At 44.0% G+C, this 13,310-nt stretch carries 15 protein-coding genes and 1 riboswitch; of the genes, 9 read left to right on the top strand and 6 right to left on the bottom strand.

What is annotated here, in order from left to right:
- The first annotated feature begins 4 nt into the window (after positions 1-4).
- A complete protein-coding gene (locus OCW38_RS15830) occupies positions 5-301 on the top strand; it encodes an ArsR/SmtB family transcription factor (protein ID WP_010433077.1) in 297 nt (98 codons plus the stop codon).
- Positions 285-884 (top strand): RNA polymerase sigma factor SigZ, encoded by a 600-nt coding sequence (gene sigZ / locus OCW38_RS15825; protein WP_010433074.1) that lies wholly within the window; start codon positions 285-287, stop codon positions 882-884. The genes OCW38_RS15830 and sigZ overlap by 17 nt, the downstream gene beginning before the upstream one ends.
- A gap of 124 nt (positions 885-1,008) precedes the next feature.
- Here sigZ and OCW38_RS15820 read toward each other — a convergent pair whose 3' ends face one another.
- Positions 1,009-1,623, bottom strand: coding sequence for a YitT family protein (locus tag OCW38_RS15820; protein WP_010433071.1), 615 nt, complete (start codon positions 1,621-1,623; stop codon positions 1,009-1,011).
- A 636-nt stretch (positions 1,624-2,259) separates the two neighbouring features.
- On the opposite strand from OCW38_RS15820, the gene OCW38_RS15810 reads away from it, so the two are divergent.
- From OCW38_RS15810 to OCW38_RS15800, 3 genes are all read left to right on the top strand, one after another.
- Positions 2,260-3,471 (top strand): MFS transporter, encoded by a 1,212-nt coding sequence (locus OCW38_RS15810; RefSeq protein ID WP_016767024.1) that lies wholly within the window; start codon positions 2,260-2,262, stop codon positions 3,469-3,471.
- Positions 3,472-3,696: 225 nt separating this feature from the next.
- Complete coding sequence (locus OCW38_RS15805) at positions 3,697-4,422, top strand: sulfite exporter TauE/SafE family protein (protein ID WP_010433065.1); 726 nt, start codon at positions 3,697-3,699, stop codon at positions 4,420-4,422.
- An 82-nt stretch (positions 4,423-4,504) separates the two neighbouring features.
- Positions 4,505-4,867 (top strand): MmcQ/YjbR family DNA-binding protein, encoded by a 363-nt coding sequence (locus OCW38_RS15800; protein ID WP_010433062.1) that lies wholly within the window; start codon positions 4,505-4,507, stop codon positions 4,865-4,867.
- A gap of 62 nt (positions 4,868-4,929) precedes the next feature.
- On the opposite strand, the gene OCW38_RS15795 is transcribed toward OCW38_RS15800, so the two are convergent.
- Positions 4,930-5,667 carry a phosphatase PAP2 family protein gene (locus OCW38_RS15795; RefSeq protein WP_016767022.1) on the bottom strand — a complete coding sequence of 246 codons (738 nt, stop codon included), beginning with the start codon at positions 5,665-5,667 and terminating at the stop codon, positions 4,930-4,932.
- A gap of 353 nt (positions 5,668-6,020) precedes the next feature.
- Positions 6,021-6,171, top strand: a riboswitch (FMN riboswitch).
- Between the two features lie 213 nt (positions 6,172-6,384).
- Here OCW38_RS15795 and ribB point away from each other — a divergent pair.
- Both ribB and OCW38_RS15785 read left to right on the top strand, forming a co-directional pair.
- The gene (gene ribB, locus OCW38_RS15790) at positions 6,385-7,041 is read left to right on the top strand and encodes a 3,4-dihydroxy-2-butanone-4-phosphate synthase (protein WP_004733029.1); all 657 of its coding nucleotides are present in this window, start codon (positions 6,385-6,387) and stop codon (positions 7,039-7,041) included.
- Positions 7,042-7,441: 400 nt separating this feature from the next.
- Positions 7,442-8,290, top strand: coding sequence for a hypothetical protein (locus tag OCW38_RS15785; RefSeq protein WP_010433054.1), 849 nt, complete (start codon positions 7,442-7,444; stop codon positions 8,288-8,290).
- Between the two features lie 121 nt (positions 8,291-8,411).
- Here OCW38_RS15785 and OCW38_RS15780 read toward each other — a convergent pair whose 3' ends face one another.
- On the bottom strand, positions 8,412-9,308 hold the full coding sequence (locus OCW38_RS15780) for a LysR family transcriptional regulator (protein WP_016767020.1): 897 nt from the start codon (positions 9,306-9,308) through the stop codon (positions 8,412-8,414).
- A gap of 186 nt (positions 9,309-9,494) precedes the next feature.
- Here OCW38_RS15780 and OCW38_RS15775 point away from each other — a divergent pair, with 186 nt between their 5' ends.
- Positions 9,495-10,133 carry an NAD(P)-dependent oxidoreductase gene (locus tag OCW38_RS15775; RefSeq protein ID WP_016767019.1) on the top strand — a complete coding sequence of 213 codons (639 nt, stop codon included), beginning with the start codon at positions 9,495-9,497 and terminating at the stop codon, positions 10,131-10,133.
- Between the two features lie 77 nt (positions 10,134-10,210).
- On the opposite strand, the gene OCW38_RS15770 is transcribed toward OCW38_RS15775, so the two are convergent.
- The gene (locus tag OCW38_RS15770; RefSeq protein WP_016784397.1) at positions 10,211-10,864 is read right to left on the bottom strand and encodes a cupin domain-containing protein; all 654 of its coding nucleotides are present in this window, start codon (positions 10,862-10,864) and stop codon (positions 10,211-10,213) included.
- A gap of 134 nt (positions 10,865-10,998) precedes the next feature.
- Entirely contained in the window at positions 10,999-11,766 is a 768-nt protein-coding gene (locus OCW38_RS15765; RefSeq protein WP_016767017.1) for an SDR family NAD(P)-dependent oxidoreductase, read from the bottom strand.
- A 105-nt stretch (positions 11,767-11,871) separates the two neighbouring features.
- On the opposite strand from OCW38_RS15765, the gene OCW38_RS15760 reads away from it, so the two are divergent.
- On the top strand, positions 11,872-12,210 hold the full coding sequence (locus tag OCW38_RS15760; RefSeq protein ID WP_004733017.1) for a winged helix-turn-helix transcriptional regulator: 339 nt from the start codon (positions 11,872-11,874) through the stop codon (positions 12,208-12,210).
- A 53-nt stretch (positions 12,211-12,263) separates the two neighbouring features.
- On the opposite strand, the gene OCW38_RS15755 is transcribed toward OCW38_RS15760, so the two are convergent.
- Entirely contained in the window at positions 12,264-13,169 is a 906-nt protein-coding gene (locus tag OCW38_RS15755; RefSeq protein ID WP_016784396.1) for a LysR family transcriptional regulator, read from the bottom strand.
- Between the last annotated feature and the right edge of the window lie 141 nt (positions 13,170-13,310).

Genomic DNA, 13,310 nt, shown 5'->3' with positions numbered 1-13,310 from the left:
TAATATGAACTTAGAAGTCGTTGCGAAAGCACTTAAAGAGTTGGGCCACCCTGTTCGCCTAACCATTTATAAAAGTGTTGTTAAAGCTGGCTACCAAGGCATTGCAGTTGGCGGCCTACAAGAAGAACTAGGCATTCCCGGTTCTACCTTGTCTCATCACATATCAAGCTTGGCGTCTGCGGGTTTAATCAGCCAAAGACGAGAAGGAAGAACGTTATTCTGCGTGGCGGAGTATGAATGTCTAGAAGGCGTGATTGATTTCTTACAAGACGAGTGTTGCGTAAATGAACAGTGCAACTAAGGCACCTTTGAATAGGGCATCTTTGGACTTAGAACAGGTTTGGGCTGAATATCAGCAAGCGTTAAAGTCATTCCTGTATTCCAAGGTCAACAACTCTGCGGATGTAGACGACTTGCTTCAAGATATCTTGATTAAGACTTATCAGAACTTAGATAAGGTACAAGATGCGAGCAACGTAAAGTCGTGGCTATTCCAATTAGCCAATCACACGATTATCGACTTCTACCGTAAGCATGCACGCCAACAACGTGATAGCCAAATTGATGCTGAAGATCTGTGGTTTACCGATTTAGACCACGACTCTGAGTTCAAACAAAAGCTCTCATTGTGTATTGAACCTTTTATTCAGGTACTGCCAGAACAAAGCTCATCGTTACTGCTTGCTGTCGACATCAAAGGCCAAAGCCAGAAAGAGATCGCAGAGGCGCAAAACGTCAGCTACTCAACGGTTAAGTCTCGCGTTCAGAAAAGTCGTTGGGATCTTAAGAACCTGTTTGAAGAGTGCTGTAACCTGTCACTTGATCAACAAGGCAATGTGATTGATTGCGAACTCAAGCCAGACAACGATTGCAACAACTGTTAATCGTTGCATTGAAATAGAACAAAGCCAGCAATTGATGCTGGCTTTGTTGTTTTTATAATCTGCAAATCACTTTGCTTAAGCTAACCTAGTGCTTGAGCGAACCTAACTACTCTGCTTCCACTTACTACGCTGCTTCCGCTTTGACGACCGGTTGATAGCGCCCAGGCTTATGGTTCATCGCTAGAATCAAGTTGGTGACTATCGCACCAAGCACAGACAATAGAACCAGTGACACGTCAACAATAAACAGTGAAAGCACTACAATCGTACAGTCTAACGCCATCTGAACTTTGCCCGCTCGAATACCAAAACGTTCTTGTAAGAATAACGCCAAAATGTTGAAGCCACCTAAACTCATCTTATGACGGAAAATCACCAGCATACCTGTACCAATTAGGCCACCACCCAATAACGCAGCATACAATGCATGAATTTCGGCAATTTGAATCACGTGATACAAGTGATCCACAGCGAACGAAACAATCGAAACGGCAATAAAGGTATTGACGGTGAAACGCCAGCCCATACGAGCAACCGACAAAATATAGAAAGGTAAGTTGAGTGCAAAGAACACTTGGCCAAAGCTTAAGTCAGTTACTTTGGTAATGAAAATTGCTAAACCAGCCGTGCCTCCAGTGAGCAAACCGACCTGATTGAAAAAGATAACGCCGAGTGAAACCAGTGCGCTACCTAAGATCAGTGCCAGTAAGTTTTCGCGAAAGTTATGATCTTTATCCATGTGAATGACTCTCCCTGAATCTTTTAACATCGCGTTTCAGTAGTTTTGAAACGATTTACGCCCAAATTTACGATGTTTAACAAATAAGTCGAGTGAACGAACGATGTTGGTTAGTGATTAGTTTGTATATTAGTTTTTACAGCTTTGTGAAAACCAATATAAAGCAATAACTTAAACTCTCGATTTTGATCTTTTATTCTGAATCTCAGGATTTTATAGATTAACCAGCGAACATCCATTTTTTCTATTTACTGGTCATATTTCGCTCGAATACTCACGACGAATAAATCTATGCATAAAACGCATAAAATAAATCACAAATAGTCATTTGATACATTAACCACTCGTCATTATGATGCGCGGCCTCTTACAACAGTGAGCTAATGTAAACACCTTATGTTTTCACAATCTCTTTTTGCCCAATTGGCCAGGATGATGCTATTTCTCGTCATTAGTTTGGTTATTGTGCATCACAGTCAGCCATTGATTGATCTTTTGGCTCAGCATGCCGTGAGCAGTGGCTGCCACCAGCAGTCAGCGCATGAGCACTCCGGGCACGAACATCACCATGATATGACTGAACAACCCATGTCAGAGCAAGACCACTCACACCACCATTAATTTAAGAGTATTAGAATGAGCATTTTCCGTTTTCCTTTACTGGTATGGCTTGGGATAGGCACACTTATTATCAGTCTAGGGGTCAGACAATCATTCGGCATTTTCATGATGCCAATTTCAGAGCATTTCGGCACGGGTCGAGAGTTTTTCAGCTTCGCGGTTGCTCTACAAAACCTTTTGTTCGGCGTGTTCCAGCCTTTTGTTGGTATGGCCGCTGACAAATGGGGAGCAAGACGCATCATTATTGCAGGCGCATGTGCTTACGGTTTGGGTTTACTTCTTACCTCAATTTCTACCGAATCGAGCATGCTTTACGTTTCACTGGGTGCACTGGTTGGCCTTGGGTTAAGTGCGACAAGTTATGTAATCGTGTTAGGCGCGGTAGCCAAAGTAGTACCTGCAGAGCATTCGGCTAAAGCGTTTGGCTTAACCACTGCTGCTGGTTCATTTGGTATGTTCGCGGTGATTCCGGGCGCGCAATACATGCTGAACGAATTTGATTGGCAGAGTGCAATGCAAGTGTTTGGCGTGCTGTGTTGTTTCATGATCTCTTTTGCCCTGTTTATGCGAGCGCCTAAAGTAGCCTCAAACAAACAAGCGCAAGCAGAAGAGAACCAAACTCTGAAAAAAGCAATGTCTGAAGCATTTGCTCATAAAGGTTACTGGTTAATTCACGCAGGCTTCTTCGTGTGTGGTTTCCATGTAATGTTTATAGCAACGCACTTACCTAGCTACTTAGCAGACAAAGACCTACCGGCGAGCAGCGCAGCAATGGCACTGGCTTACGTTGGCATCTTCAACATCTTCGGGTCTTACTTCTGGGGTGTAATGGGCGATAAGTTCAGCAAGCGTCATGTAATGTCGGCACTGTACTTAGTGCGTACCGTGGTTATCGGAGCGTTTGTCACTTTGCCTGTTACTGAGTCAACCGCGGCTATCTTCGGTGCGGCGATTGGTTTTTGTTGGTTGGGTACGGTTCCGCTAACTTCTGGCTTAGTTCGTCAGATCTTCGGTGCTCGTTACCTGTCGACGTTGTACGGTTTGGTGTTCTTTACTCACCAAGTAGGTAGCTTCCTAGGCGCTTGGGTTGGCGGTCGTATTTACGATTACTACGGTTCTTACGAGCCAATCTGGTGGTCAACGGTAGTACTGGCGTTTGCAGCAGCACTTATTCATTTACCCATCAATGACAAACCCATTGAACGACTGAAATTGGCAATGGCTTAACGTTTTATGCTGACACCCCCATCAGCGAAAAACTAACAGTCATTCCAATAAAGAGAGTGATTATTGAAGGATAACATCTTGAGGTATCCACTCTCTTTTTCGTTGCACGTTATATCAACGATGAAAACGGTCGATATTTACATAAACATCACTGAATAATAAGACTATTATTTTCGTTTTAATTTATAGTACCCACCCGATCCTTTAAAACTAATCCGCAGGCTTATGGAATACATCGATCAGACTGTCCTTATAGCAATGGCACTCATTTTTGTCGGCTCGTTTGTGCAAACCGCAATCGGCTTTGGTTTGGCTATAGTGGCAGCCCCACTGCTGTTTTTGGTCTCTCCAGACTATGTACCTGCGCCTATCTGTCTCGTTGGCCTATTCATTTCTATATTTAACGCTTTTAAACATCGAGCGAATATTTCTATTGGCGGATTAAAAATCGCATTGCTGGGCCGCATTCCGGGTTCACTGGCAGGCGGAGCTTTGTTGGTGATGGTTTCAACGAGCGTGTTGTCATTATGGTTGGGCTTATTGGTCGTATTTGCCGTGATTGTTAGCCTACTGCCCTTTAGACTCGAACCAACCCCAACTAAGATGGGTATTGCGGGGTTCTTTTCTGGGTTCTTTGGCACCAGTTCGGGTATTGGTGGTCCACCGATGGCACTGCTGCTACAACACCAAGATGCCAATCAGCTTCGTGGTAACCTTTCTGCGTTTTTCGTGTTCAGTTCGATCATCTCGTTACTGGTACAGATCCCGATTGGCTTCTTCACCATGCACCATTTGATCATAACCATCCCTTTACTGCCAGCAGCTTGGTTGGGTTACAAGGTGGCATTGATGACGACACAAAGCATCCCTAAAGAGAAGATACGCATTGGTTCATTGCTGCTATGTTCTATCAGTGGCTTTACGGCAATCTGGCAGGGACTAGTGAGCTAGTGAGTGGCGATAAAGACGGGAAGAAGAAAATTCTTAGAGAATCAACACAGATCAAGCCCCTTAGCGATAAAAAGGACATTCTATGACTTACGATGAATTCAACGCATTCTGCGAGTCACTACCTGCAACCAGTTATGTGATGCAGTGGAATAACTCGCACGTTTGGAAAGTGGGTGGCAAGGTGTTTTCGATTGGTGGTTGGGGACCGAAAGATGAGCCTGCGTTTATCTTCAAGACATCCGATCAGAATTTCGATTTTCTCAAAGAAGAGCAGGGATATAAACCCGCGCCCTACTTTGCTTCGCGCGGAATGAAGTGGATTCAGCTTTTTGAAAGCACATCAGAAAGGGATGAGGAACTGAGATATTACCTCACTGAATCACACCGAGTTGTCTCATTAGGGCTAACCAAAAAGAAACAAGCAGAGCTAGGGCTCAATCAATAACGTTTATTTCGTATTGCTAATCTGAGCCCTTCTTTTACAGTGAGGCAGAATCCCTAAGAAGTCTATTTCAAAAATACAGGTAAATAGCGTTCTATTTTTTGCTCTGAGATAAGCGGCACCAATAAATAGATCAAACCTGCAAAGGCAATAGATCCGGCTAAGTCTTCTGGGCGATGCATGCCAAGCCAAACTCGGCTGTAAGCGACACCACCAGCCCAAACCAGTAAACCACCTACCAAATAAAAACGCTTCGCTTCTAAAAACAATCCACCGAAGAACGCCAAACACACACCGACGAAAATCATGTGTCCAGATGGGAAAGAGTAGTCCGTTTCACCCAGCCAGTGACGCGTTCGCCACTCACTCACCTCATCTTGCACAGATGCAATTGCTGCGTTCTTTTCCATTAGTGGCAGTTCATAAAACACTTCGGGCATTTCAACGACTTCTTGCGTCACCAAATACTCAGAATAAGGACGAGGGCTTTCTGTTGAATGCTTTAAGAAGGTTTTCGCTGCAAAGCTAAGAACCAACAACAGGCCAAGCTGCAGGCAAAGGCTGGCTATCTTAGCTTTGGAAAATTTCATCGCGAGCAATACCAGAGACAAAACAGCTAGCGTTACCAAGAATCCTTGGTTACCTGCTGAGTACGTCACGAACGTCATGAAGGCGCCATAGAAAGGCAAAACCGCACTTCCAAGGTCAAAGTCCGATCCAAAGATCAAAAAAGGTATGAGAGAATACAAACTTAGAACGAGCAGCAATAAGCCTTTGGATTTGTTAGAGAACAGAGAAGTCATGGCTAAGATCTTTTAGATGAAGTGGTCGGATGCTATCGCAGCTTAGCATCACCAATATCAATTTTATGTCAAAACGGTCAGTCAGCCGTCATGGTGTAACGATATTCGATTAATAGACCTATCGAGTATTGATTCGGTGAACAGCCACGCCAACACCAATAACATTCAACATCCACTTATGTTCATAGAGACAGCAAAGACCACTAAAGACGGCCTGACGCGTTCTGCTGATAAAGTGAACACTTACCGGGTTATACGACCAGAATCTTAAAAACTTTGCTGTCAGTCCTTTAAATCCAGTATTGAAAGGATTACCATCTGGTCTGCTTTCAAAAGCAAAACAGAGTATTAATTTTTATTCTCAGGGCGGGGCGAAATTCCCCACCGGCGGTATGTCCTTAGCAAAATCTAAAGATAAGCCCGCGAGCGCTCGATTCGTCGAGGTCAGCAGATCTGGTGAGATGCCAGAGCCGACGGTCATAGTCCGGATGAGAGAGAATGAAAACACACTCGTTTAAGTTGGAAAGGCACACCCGCGTGAATTGGGTTCGTACCTCCAACTTAGGCGGGTGCATTTCGTTTTGGATAAAACCATAATGAGCTAAAGCCAATCATAGTACGATTGGTACAAGCCTACTTGTAATGAGTTGGCTTTGTTGTGCTCGGTTGAGATCCCTCATACAGCCCTGATTCTGGTGATATTTTAGGAGTTTAACCATGAATCAGTCTTCACTACTTGCCGAATTTGGCGAACCAATCACTCGCGTTGAAAACGCACTGCAAGCTCTACGCGAAGGTCGTGGCGTACTTTTACTCGATGATGAAGATCGCGAGAACGAAGGCGACATCATCTACTCAGTAGAACACCTAACCAATGCTCAAATGGCGCTTATGATCCGCGAATGCAGCGGCATTGTGTGCCTGTGTCTAACCGACGAGCAAGCAAATCAACTTGAACTTCCACCTATGGTTGTTGATAACAACAGCGCAAACCAAACTGCGTTTACCGTAACTATCGAAGCAAAAGTGGGTGTAACAACAGGTGTTTCTGCCGCTGACCGTGTAACAACGATCAAGACAGCTGCAAACCCAACAGCTAAGCCTACTGATCTTGCTCGCCCAGGCCACGTATTTCCGTTACGTGCGCGTAAAGGTGGCGTACTTGCACGCCGCGGTCACACAGAAGGCACTGTGGATCTTATGCAAATGGCAGGTCTTCAATCAGCAGGCGTACTGTGTGAAGTAACCAATCCAGACGGCACGATGGCAAAAGCGCCAGAGATCGTTGCTTTCGGTAAAATGCACAACATGCCAGTACTGACCATTGAAGATATGGTGATGTACCGCACCGAGTTCGACCTTAAGCTTGCATAACGTTTAATCGTTAACTCTCAATACTGACGGTCAGCAATCATCAAAATAGATACAAACGTCAGAATGAATATTGAAAGGCCTCACTACTTATTGCTATTTCTAGTTAAAAGCATATAAAGAGTGAGGCCTTTTCGTTTCTGTATCTTGCCCTAAAACATGCTGCGCATTGAGTGTGATTAATGACAAAGCCTTGTATTAAAACACACCAAATCAATAAGTTTAACCTCTCAAAAATTACCGCAATAACTGAAACGTTTTCACTCAATTGGTGACCTTATGCACCAATATTGATCACCCATGATTACCGATAAAACATAAGCAATTGAAATATAAGATTTATTTATTTTGGCACGGTGTCTGCACTACCACTAAGTAGGTATGCAAATATTAGGAGTTGAATATGTTTGTAGTTATTTCAGTGGGTTTATCGATTGCAGTGCTTGCTGCACTGTTTCACTTTTCAAAAAAGAGACAGACAGCGCTATCACATAGGTTTGAAACTTTAGTTCTACTCAGAGAGCTACTGTTGTTATCACGTAAACATCGCGCCGCAACACACTACGCTCTTGCTTATAAGTTGTCTAGCGACTCGATTCGTAAAGTGAATGAGATTTACGACAACATACTTGAAGTATCTGAACTGCTTCAATCTCATGTGTCGTTCGATAGCCGTCCTATGTATCGCATCTATCACCTCAAGCTCATCGCCATGCACAGTGACTGGCAAAACCGAACTTTGGTACGTAACCAATCAATTCACGGCAAGACGATTCGTCACAGCATGTTCTTGATGGATGAAGTCATGATCATATGGCTGATTCAATCTGAACGAGAAGACATGAGTAGTGAATACCATATGAATTGGCAACAAATCTTGGATTGCATGGAAATCCTGACCAAACTACGAATGTGCATACCTGATATGGAAAAACCTGAAGAGTATGCGAGATTCAAGTTCTATGCATCTCAGACACACCGTAAGCTCAATCAATTATCAATGATCTGCCCTATCAGTAGCGGCTCACCGATTTGTACACGTGCGATGCATGCACTCACTGAGATCGCATCAAGCACCGAAGCAACTCAACCGGCAGATACCATGTACGAATTGACAAGCGATATATCAACCGTCGTTTCAAAAGTATACGACCAAGTATTGACGGACATAACCAGAAGCTTGTATCGACCTTTACCTGACATCAACGAAAAGGCGATAGACACCCGATTATCCGTACATCATTACATGTAAAGACTTCGTGAGAGGAGAGCGTGCTGGAACTCTGAATTATTGAGTTCAAATCCGATATCACCTTTGATATCGGATTTTTGTATTTATATGTTTATTCCTTGTGTACTTAGGATATATAACCTCAAACATCCTCAGATTTAATATCGCTAGACCAAGCTTCTGCAGCAAAATCAATAAACTGACGAACAACAGGGAGTTGATAGCTGCGTGATAGATACACCGCCCAAAGTATACTACTCGGTGAAACAAAACCCCCTAACACCTTTTGTAATTTACCATCAGCAATCAATGGATTCGCTAGATCGCATGGGAGGCGTACGATCCCTTTTCCATGCTGTGCGGCTCGGGTTAACACCTCAACATCGTTGGCTTTAATGGTCCCAGACACCTCAACTGAATAATGTTGGTTATCTTTCACGAAATCCCATTTAGTCACACTAAGGTGGCGAAAGCAATTATGTTGTCGAAGTTCTTCAATCGTTTTAGGTTCTCCATGCTTGTCTATATAAGCAGCAGATGCACACACAACCGAGTCGATTTCCATCAGCTTTCTGGCAATTAAGTTTTCATCAGGTTGATCGGTATATCGAAGGGCAATATCAATTCGCTCATCCACCAACTGAGTAAAACGATCCGAAGCAAAAAGTTCGACCATAATATTAGGGTGGCGTTCAGTGAACTGCTCGACCACATCCAATAACATGTTTTGAGTCAGCCCAATAGGCGCTGCGATTCGAATTGTCCCGGAAAGATCATCGGTTTGATTAAGCGCAGTAACCTCTAGCTCTGCGGTCTCATGGAGTATTTTTTCACAGCGTTGTAATGCGATTTCCCCTGCCGCCGTCAAACTCACCTTTCGAGTTGTTCTATGCAAAAGTCTTTGTTTTAGCCACGCTTCGATCTCTTGAACGTGGCGCGATACCTGTAAACGGCTCATATCCAAATGCTCTGCCGCTTGCGTAAAGCTGGCACAATTTGCCACTTCGACAAAACTACGCATCGCCGTCAACCTATCCATAACACACTCCCAACTTTTTACTGATTATCCGGTTTGATTCAAGTTGTGCCACCTAACAAGCCAATTAGATAACCATATAGATACAATCTACATCATTTTATGATATTTATCGCAGCTTAGTGAACTATTAGACTGCAATGGCTGTCGAGAAAACGACTTAATAAATTGAATAACTGGAGAGACATTATGAAAATTGCAGTATTAGGCGCATCAGGTTGGATTGGTAGTCACATTGCTCAAGAAGCTCAATCTCGTGGTCACGACGTGGTTGCTGTAGTAAGAGATGCAAGCAAAGTAGAAACCAAAGGTGTTGAGGTTCGTTCATTTGATTTACAAGATGAAGTCGCAAATCTAGCAAGCGCACTATCCGGCGTTGATGCAGTAATCACTTCGATTGGCGGACGTGCTTTGGGCAATCACGACATCGTAAAAAACACTGCGACTAAATTGCTGGAAACATTACCGAGCATTGGTATCGAGCGCCTACTTTGGGTTGGCGGTGCAGGCTCATTAGAAGTGGCGCCAAACATTCCGTTAGTTACTGTTCCTGACTTCCCAGCGGATTACAAAAACGAAGCGCTAGCACAGGGCGAAGCGCTTGAAGTGTTCAGACAATCTGATAACGAAGTTAACTGGACGTTCATTAGCCCTGCAGCAGAAATCTTCCCGGGCGATAAGCTATCAACTTACCGCACTGGTGGTGATCAACTGCTCACCGACGAAGATGGCAACAGCAAAATATCCGTCAGCGATTACGCTATTGCGATGATTGATGAACTAGAAGCTGGCAAGTTCCCGCGTCAACGTATTGGTGTCGCTTACTAGTCTGCCCATATGTGAAAATTGAAAAAGCCGATTGCTCAAAGCAATGCGGCTTTTTCATCTTTATATGGAGCATTCCTCTAATCCAATGGCAAGTGCCCCGTTTTCACGAAGATAACAGTCTCTTCTTCCACATAAGGGAAATGCTCGCTCATGTGAGGGCTACGCATCCATGTGTGTTTCGGGTACTCGCCGTGTTCATCTTTAAAGGTGCCCGACAACACAAAGATCTCTTCACCACCAAAATGACGATGCGGCTGAAAGCGTTCGCCGACAGGCCACTTCACTAAAGCGACATGTTCGTGCTCAAACTCATGCAGTGGCATAACTTGTAAGCCACCAATACCTGCAAGCCATTCCGTTTCTAGGGTATTGATACGAACTTGAGTTAAGTCTCTCGCATTAAACTGATTAAGCTTAACCAAGATCGTACAGCCATTTTTGCTTGATGGAGAATGCGCACTTCCCGGCGGATTACGGATATAAGTGCCAGCAGGGAAATCTCCAGTTTCATCAGAGAAAACACCCTCTAACACGAAGATTTCTTCGCCTTTCGGATGCGGGTGCTCAGAAAACGAAGATTCAGGATCGTACTTCACAATACTGGTCGTGTGACCTGATTCTTTCTCTTCTCTTTCAAGCGGCTTGCGCCATACCCCTATAGCAGGGCTTGCAATCCAGTCTAATGATTCGGTTTCAATAACCAGTTTTTTTGAAAAGTCCATGTTGAACATAATGGCGACCTTACTCTTGTTATCGTTATAATTATTCTTATTATCTTTCCAGCTTTTATTCTACGCGAATACTCATCAAAGAGGCCATCTCGCTGCATTTTTCCTGCGCGACAGCCACCTTAAAAGAATCCTAATTAATTGCGGCCAGCAATCACACCGCCATCAACATCCCAGACTGCACCCGTTACCCAATCAGCACTGTCTGACAGTAAGAAAGAGATACTATTAGCGATGTCCTTCGGCAAACCTACTCGACCAATTGGGTGGAACGCATTAAAACCTTCTAGTGCTTGGTCCACTTCTTCTGGTTTAATGAATGATTCGTAAATTGGCGTTTTAACCACAGCCGGAGACACGGCATTCACGCGAATGTTATGCTCAGCCAGTTCCATTGCCATGTGTTGTGTTAATGCGTGCAGGCCAGCTTTAGCCATTGAATAGGCAGAAGATGGCGTCGCTTTGATTGCTTGCTTACCCCACATAGAACCAACGTTAACCACACTGCCACCGCCGTTCTTGATCATCAATTTGCTTATCGCTTGAGTGATGAAGAAGGTTGCTTTATTCAGCTGCATATATTGCTCGTAATCAGATTCTTGGTGCTCAATAAACGCTTTAGGGTTGAAATAACCTGCAGCATTAACAAGGTAACCAATACCTTCATCTAACGACTCAAGGTGTTCAATAAGGCGAGACACACTCGCCTCATCATAAAGGTTAGCTTGCCAACCTGAAGCGTGACCTAACGATTGCAATTCTGACACTGCTTTATCTAACTTAGTTGGGTTATTGCCGACAACCAACACATGAATGTTTTGAGCGACTAATTGCTTCGCTGTTTCAAAGCCCATGCCACTCGTGCCGCCGATTACTACTGCAATACCATTTTTAGTGAAGTTCATTTTGTTATCTCCTAAGTCATGTGAACGTGGTAATCTTAGGCCTTGAACTAACACTATGAATAGTAAGTACAAATCGGTTAGGTAGGTACTTATTGGTACATCTTTATGAAAAATCAGGAAAACTTTTTTTCAAGAAAATCAGCACCAGAGCGTTCAGCTCGCATGGTGGAAACCATCTATGGCTGTAAATGGTCGCTAACGGTTTACCAATTACTGGCAAATGGCATTAATCGCCCCGGTGAAATGGTGCGCTCAGTAGAAGGGCTATCGACCAAGGTATTGAATGAATGTTTGAAGCGAAATGTAGAGTTTGGGATTTTAGATAAGCAAATGTTCAACGAACTGCCACCAAGAGTTGAATACCAAGTGACGCCGTTCGGCGAGAAGTTCTTGTTGATTCTAGACCAGCTGGAAAACCTACAAAACGAAATCGACGAGATGTAAGCCCAAGCCTGTCCAACTATTGCTAAAAGAAAGAGGAAGGTAGGCCGCGCCATTTAGCTGACTGGCATTTGCTCGAAGCGACCTTTTACAAAATCAATGAAGGTTCGAATTCGGCTCGGTTGATAGCGGTCTCGATGGTAGATCGCTGAAAAGTCGACCTTAGGTACTATCCACTCATCAAACACCTGTTCCAATTGCCCGTCATGGAGCTCTTGTAAGCAATAGATGGTAGGTACACGAATAATCCCGTTGCCCGACTTCGCGCCCTGTACCAACACTCGCCCATTTTTACATTGCAGTCTGCCCGTCACATGCACATCGACCGTTTTCTTGGTGTCATCCAACGCTTGAAAACTCCACTTGCGCACCGACCCCGTTAAACAATCATGGTGGATCAGATCTTTAGGGTGGTTAGGCTTCCCTTTGCGAGCGAAATACTCAGGGCTTGCGAGTGTTCCCATCTCTATGTCCAAAAGCTTTCTTGCGATAAAGCCCGCGTCTTCTAAGCTTCCCATGCGAAAAGCGATATCAAACGCGTCTTCAATCAAGTCGACTCGGTTACTGCTGAAATCAAGGCTAATACTGATGTCTGGGTAGAGTTGCATGAACTCATTCACTAGATCCGCAATGATCACTTCACCAAGATAACCACCGACACAGTTTACTTTTATGTCACCACGTACTTCTTCGACGTCATCCACAGCAGCAATCAGAGCTTGGTCTATATTATCTAAGGCTTGTTCACATCTCGCGTACAGATCTTGCCCTGCGTGAGTCAGCCTTAAAGTTCGAGTAGTACGGATAAACAGGGTCACTCCCATCTGTTTTTCTAAGCTACTCACTTGGCGTGACACGTGGGAGCGCGACACATCAAGCTCCTCCGCCGCTTTAGTGAAGTTACCTAAACGAGCGATAAGCACGAAAGAACGAATATCAGACAGGTTAATTTGATTGAGCATGGTCGCCAGCTTACTTGTGAAATTTAAAAGTGATGAGGCTATAGAGTTATGACGCTATAAAGCTATAAAGTGAACACCTTTATTGTTGCACCACAGCAACAGTGTTTCAAGTAAAGCGCTATATATCAACAATGTTATTTT

The organism is Vibrio cyclitrophicus, from assembly GCF_024347435.1.
Classification (GTDB): domain Bacteria; phylum Pseudomonadota; class Gammaproteobacteria; order Enterobacterales; family Vibrionaceae; genus Vibrio; species Vibrio cyclitrophicus.
The sequence above is the reverse complement of the archived record's forward strand: the minus strand, read 5'-3'. Positions and strand labels throughout refer to the sequence as shown.

Bases quoted from the DNA above. Each gene is read 5' to 3' on its own strand.
- OCW38_RS15830 (WP_010433077.1), top strand. From the start codon at position 5: ATGAACTTAGAAGTCGTTGCGAAAGCACTTAAAGAGTTGGGCCACCCT.
- sigZ (WP_010433074.1), top strand. From the start codon at position 285: ATGAACAGTGCAACTAAGGCACCTTTGAATAGGGCATCTTTGGACTTA.
- OCW38_RS15820 (WP_010433071.1), bottom strand. From the start codon at position 1,623: ATGGATAAAGATCATAACTTTCGCGAAAACTTACTGGCACTGATCTTA.
- OCW38_RS15810 (WP_016767024.1), top strand. From the start codon at position 2,260: ATGAGCATTTTCCGTTTTCCTTTACTGGTATGGCTTGGGATAGGCACA.
- OCW38_RS15805 (WP_010433065.1), top strand. From the start codon at position 3,697: ATGGAATACATCGATCAGACTGTCCTTATAGCAATGGCACTCATTTTT.
- OCW38_RS15800 (WP_010433062.1), top strand. From the start codon at position 4,505: ATGACTTACGATGAATTCAACGCATTCTGCGAGTCACTACCTGCAACC.
- OCW38_RS15795 (WP_016767022.1), bottom strand. From the start codon at position 5,667: ATGACTTCTCTGTTCTCTAACAAATCCAAAGGCTTATTGCTGCTCGTT.
- ribB (WP_004733029.1), top strand. From the start codon at position 6,385: ATGAATCAGTCTTCACTACTTGCCGAATTTGGCGAACCAATCACTCGC.
- OCW38_RS15785 (WP_010433054.1), top strand. From the start codon at position 7,442: ATGTTTGTAGTTATTTCAGTGGGTTTATCGATTGCAGTGCTTGCTGCA.
- OCW38_RS15780 (WP_016767020.1), bottom strand. From the start codon at position 9,308: ATGGATAGGTTGACGGCGATGCGTAGTTTTGTCGAAGTGGCAAATTGT.
- OCW38_RS15775 (WP_016767019.1), top strand. From the start codon at position 9,495: ATGAAAATTGCAGTATTAGGCGCATCAGGTTGGATTGGTAGTCACATT.
- OCW38_RS15770 (WP_016784397.1), bottom strand. From the start codon at position 10,864: ATGTTCAACATGGACTTTTCAAAAAAACTGGTTATTGAAACCGAATCA.
- OCW38_RS15765 (WP_016767017.1), bottom strand. From the start codon at position 11,766: ATGAACTTCACTAAAAATGGTATTGCAGTAGTAATCGGCGGCACGAGT.
- OCW38_RS15760 (WP_004733017.1), top strand. From the start codon at position 11,872: ATGAAAAATCAGGAAAACTTTTTTTCAAGAAAATCAGCACCAGAGCGT.
- OCW38_RS15755 (WP_016784396.1), bottom strand. From the start codon at position 13,169: ATGCTCAATCAAATTAACCTGTCTGATATTCGTTCTTTCGTGCTTATC.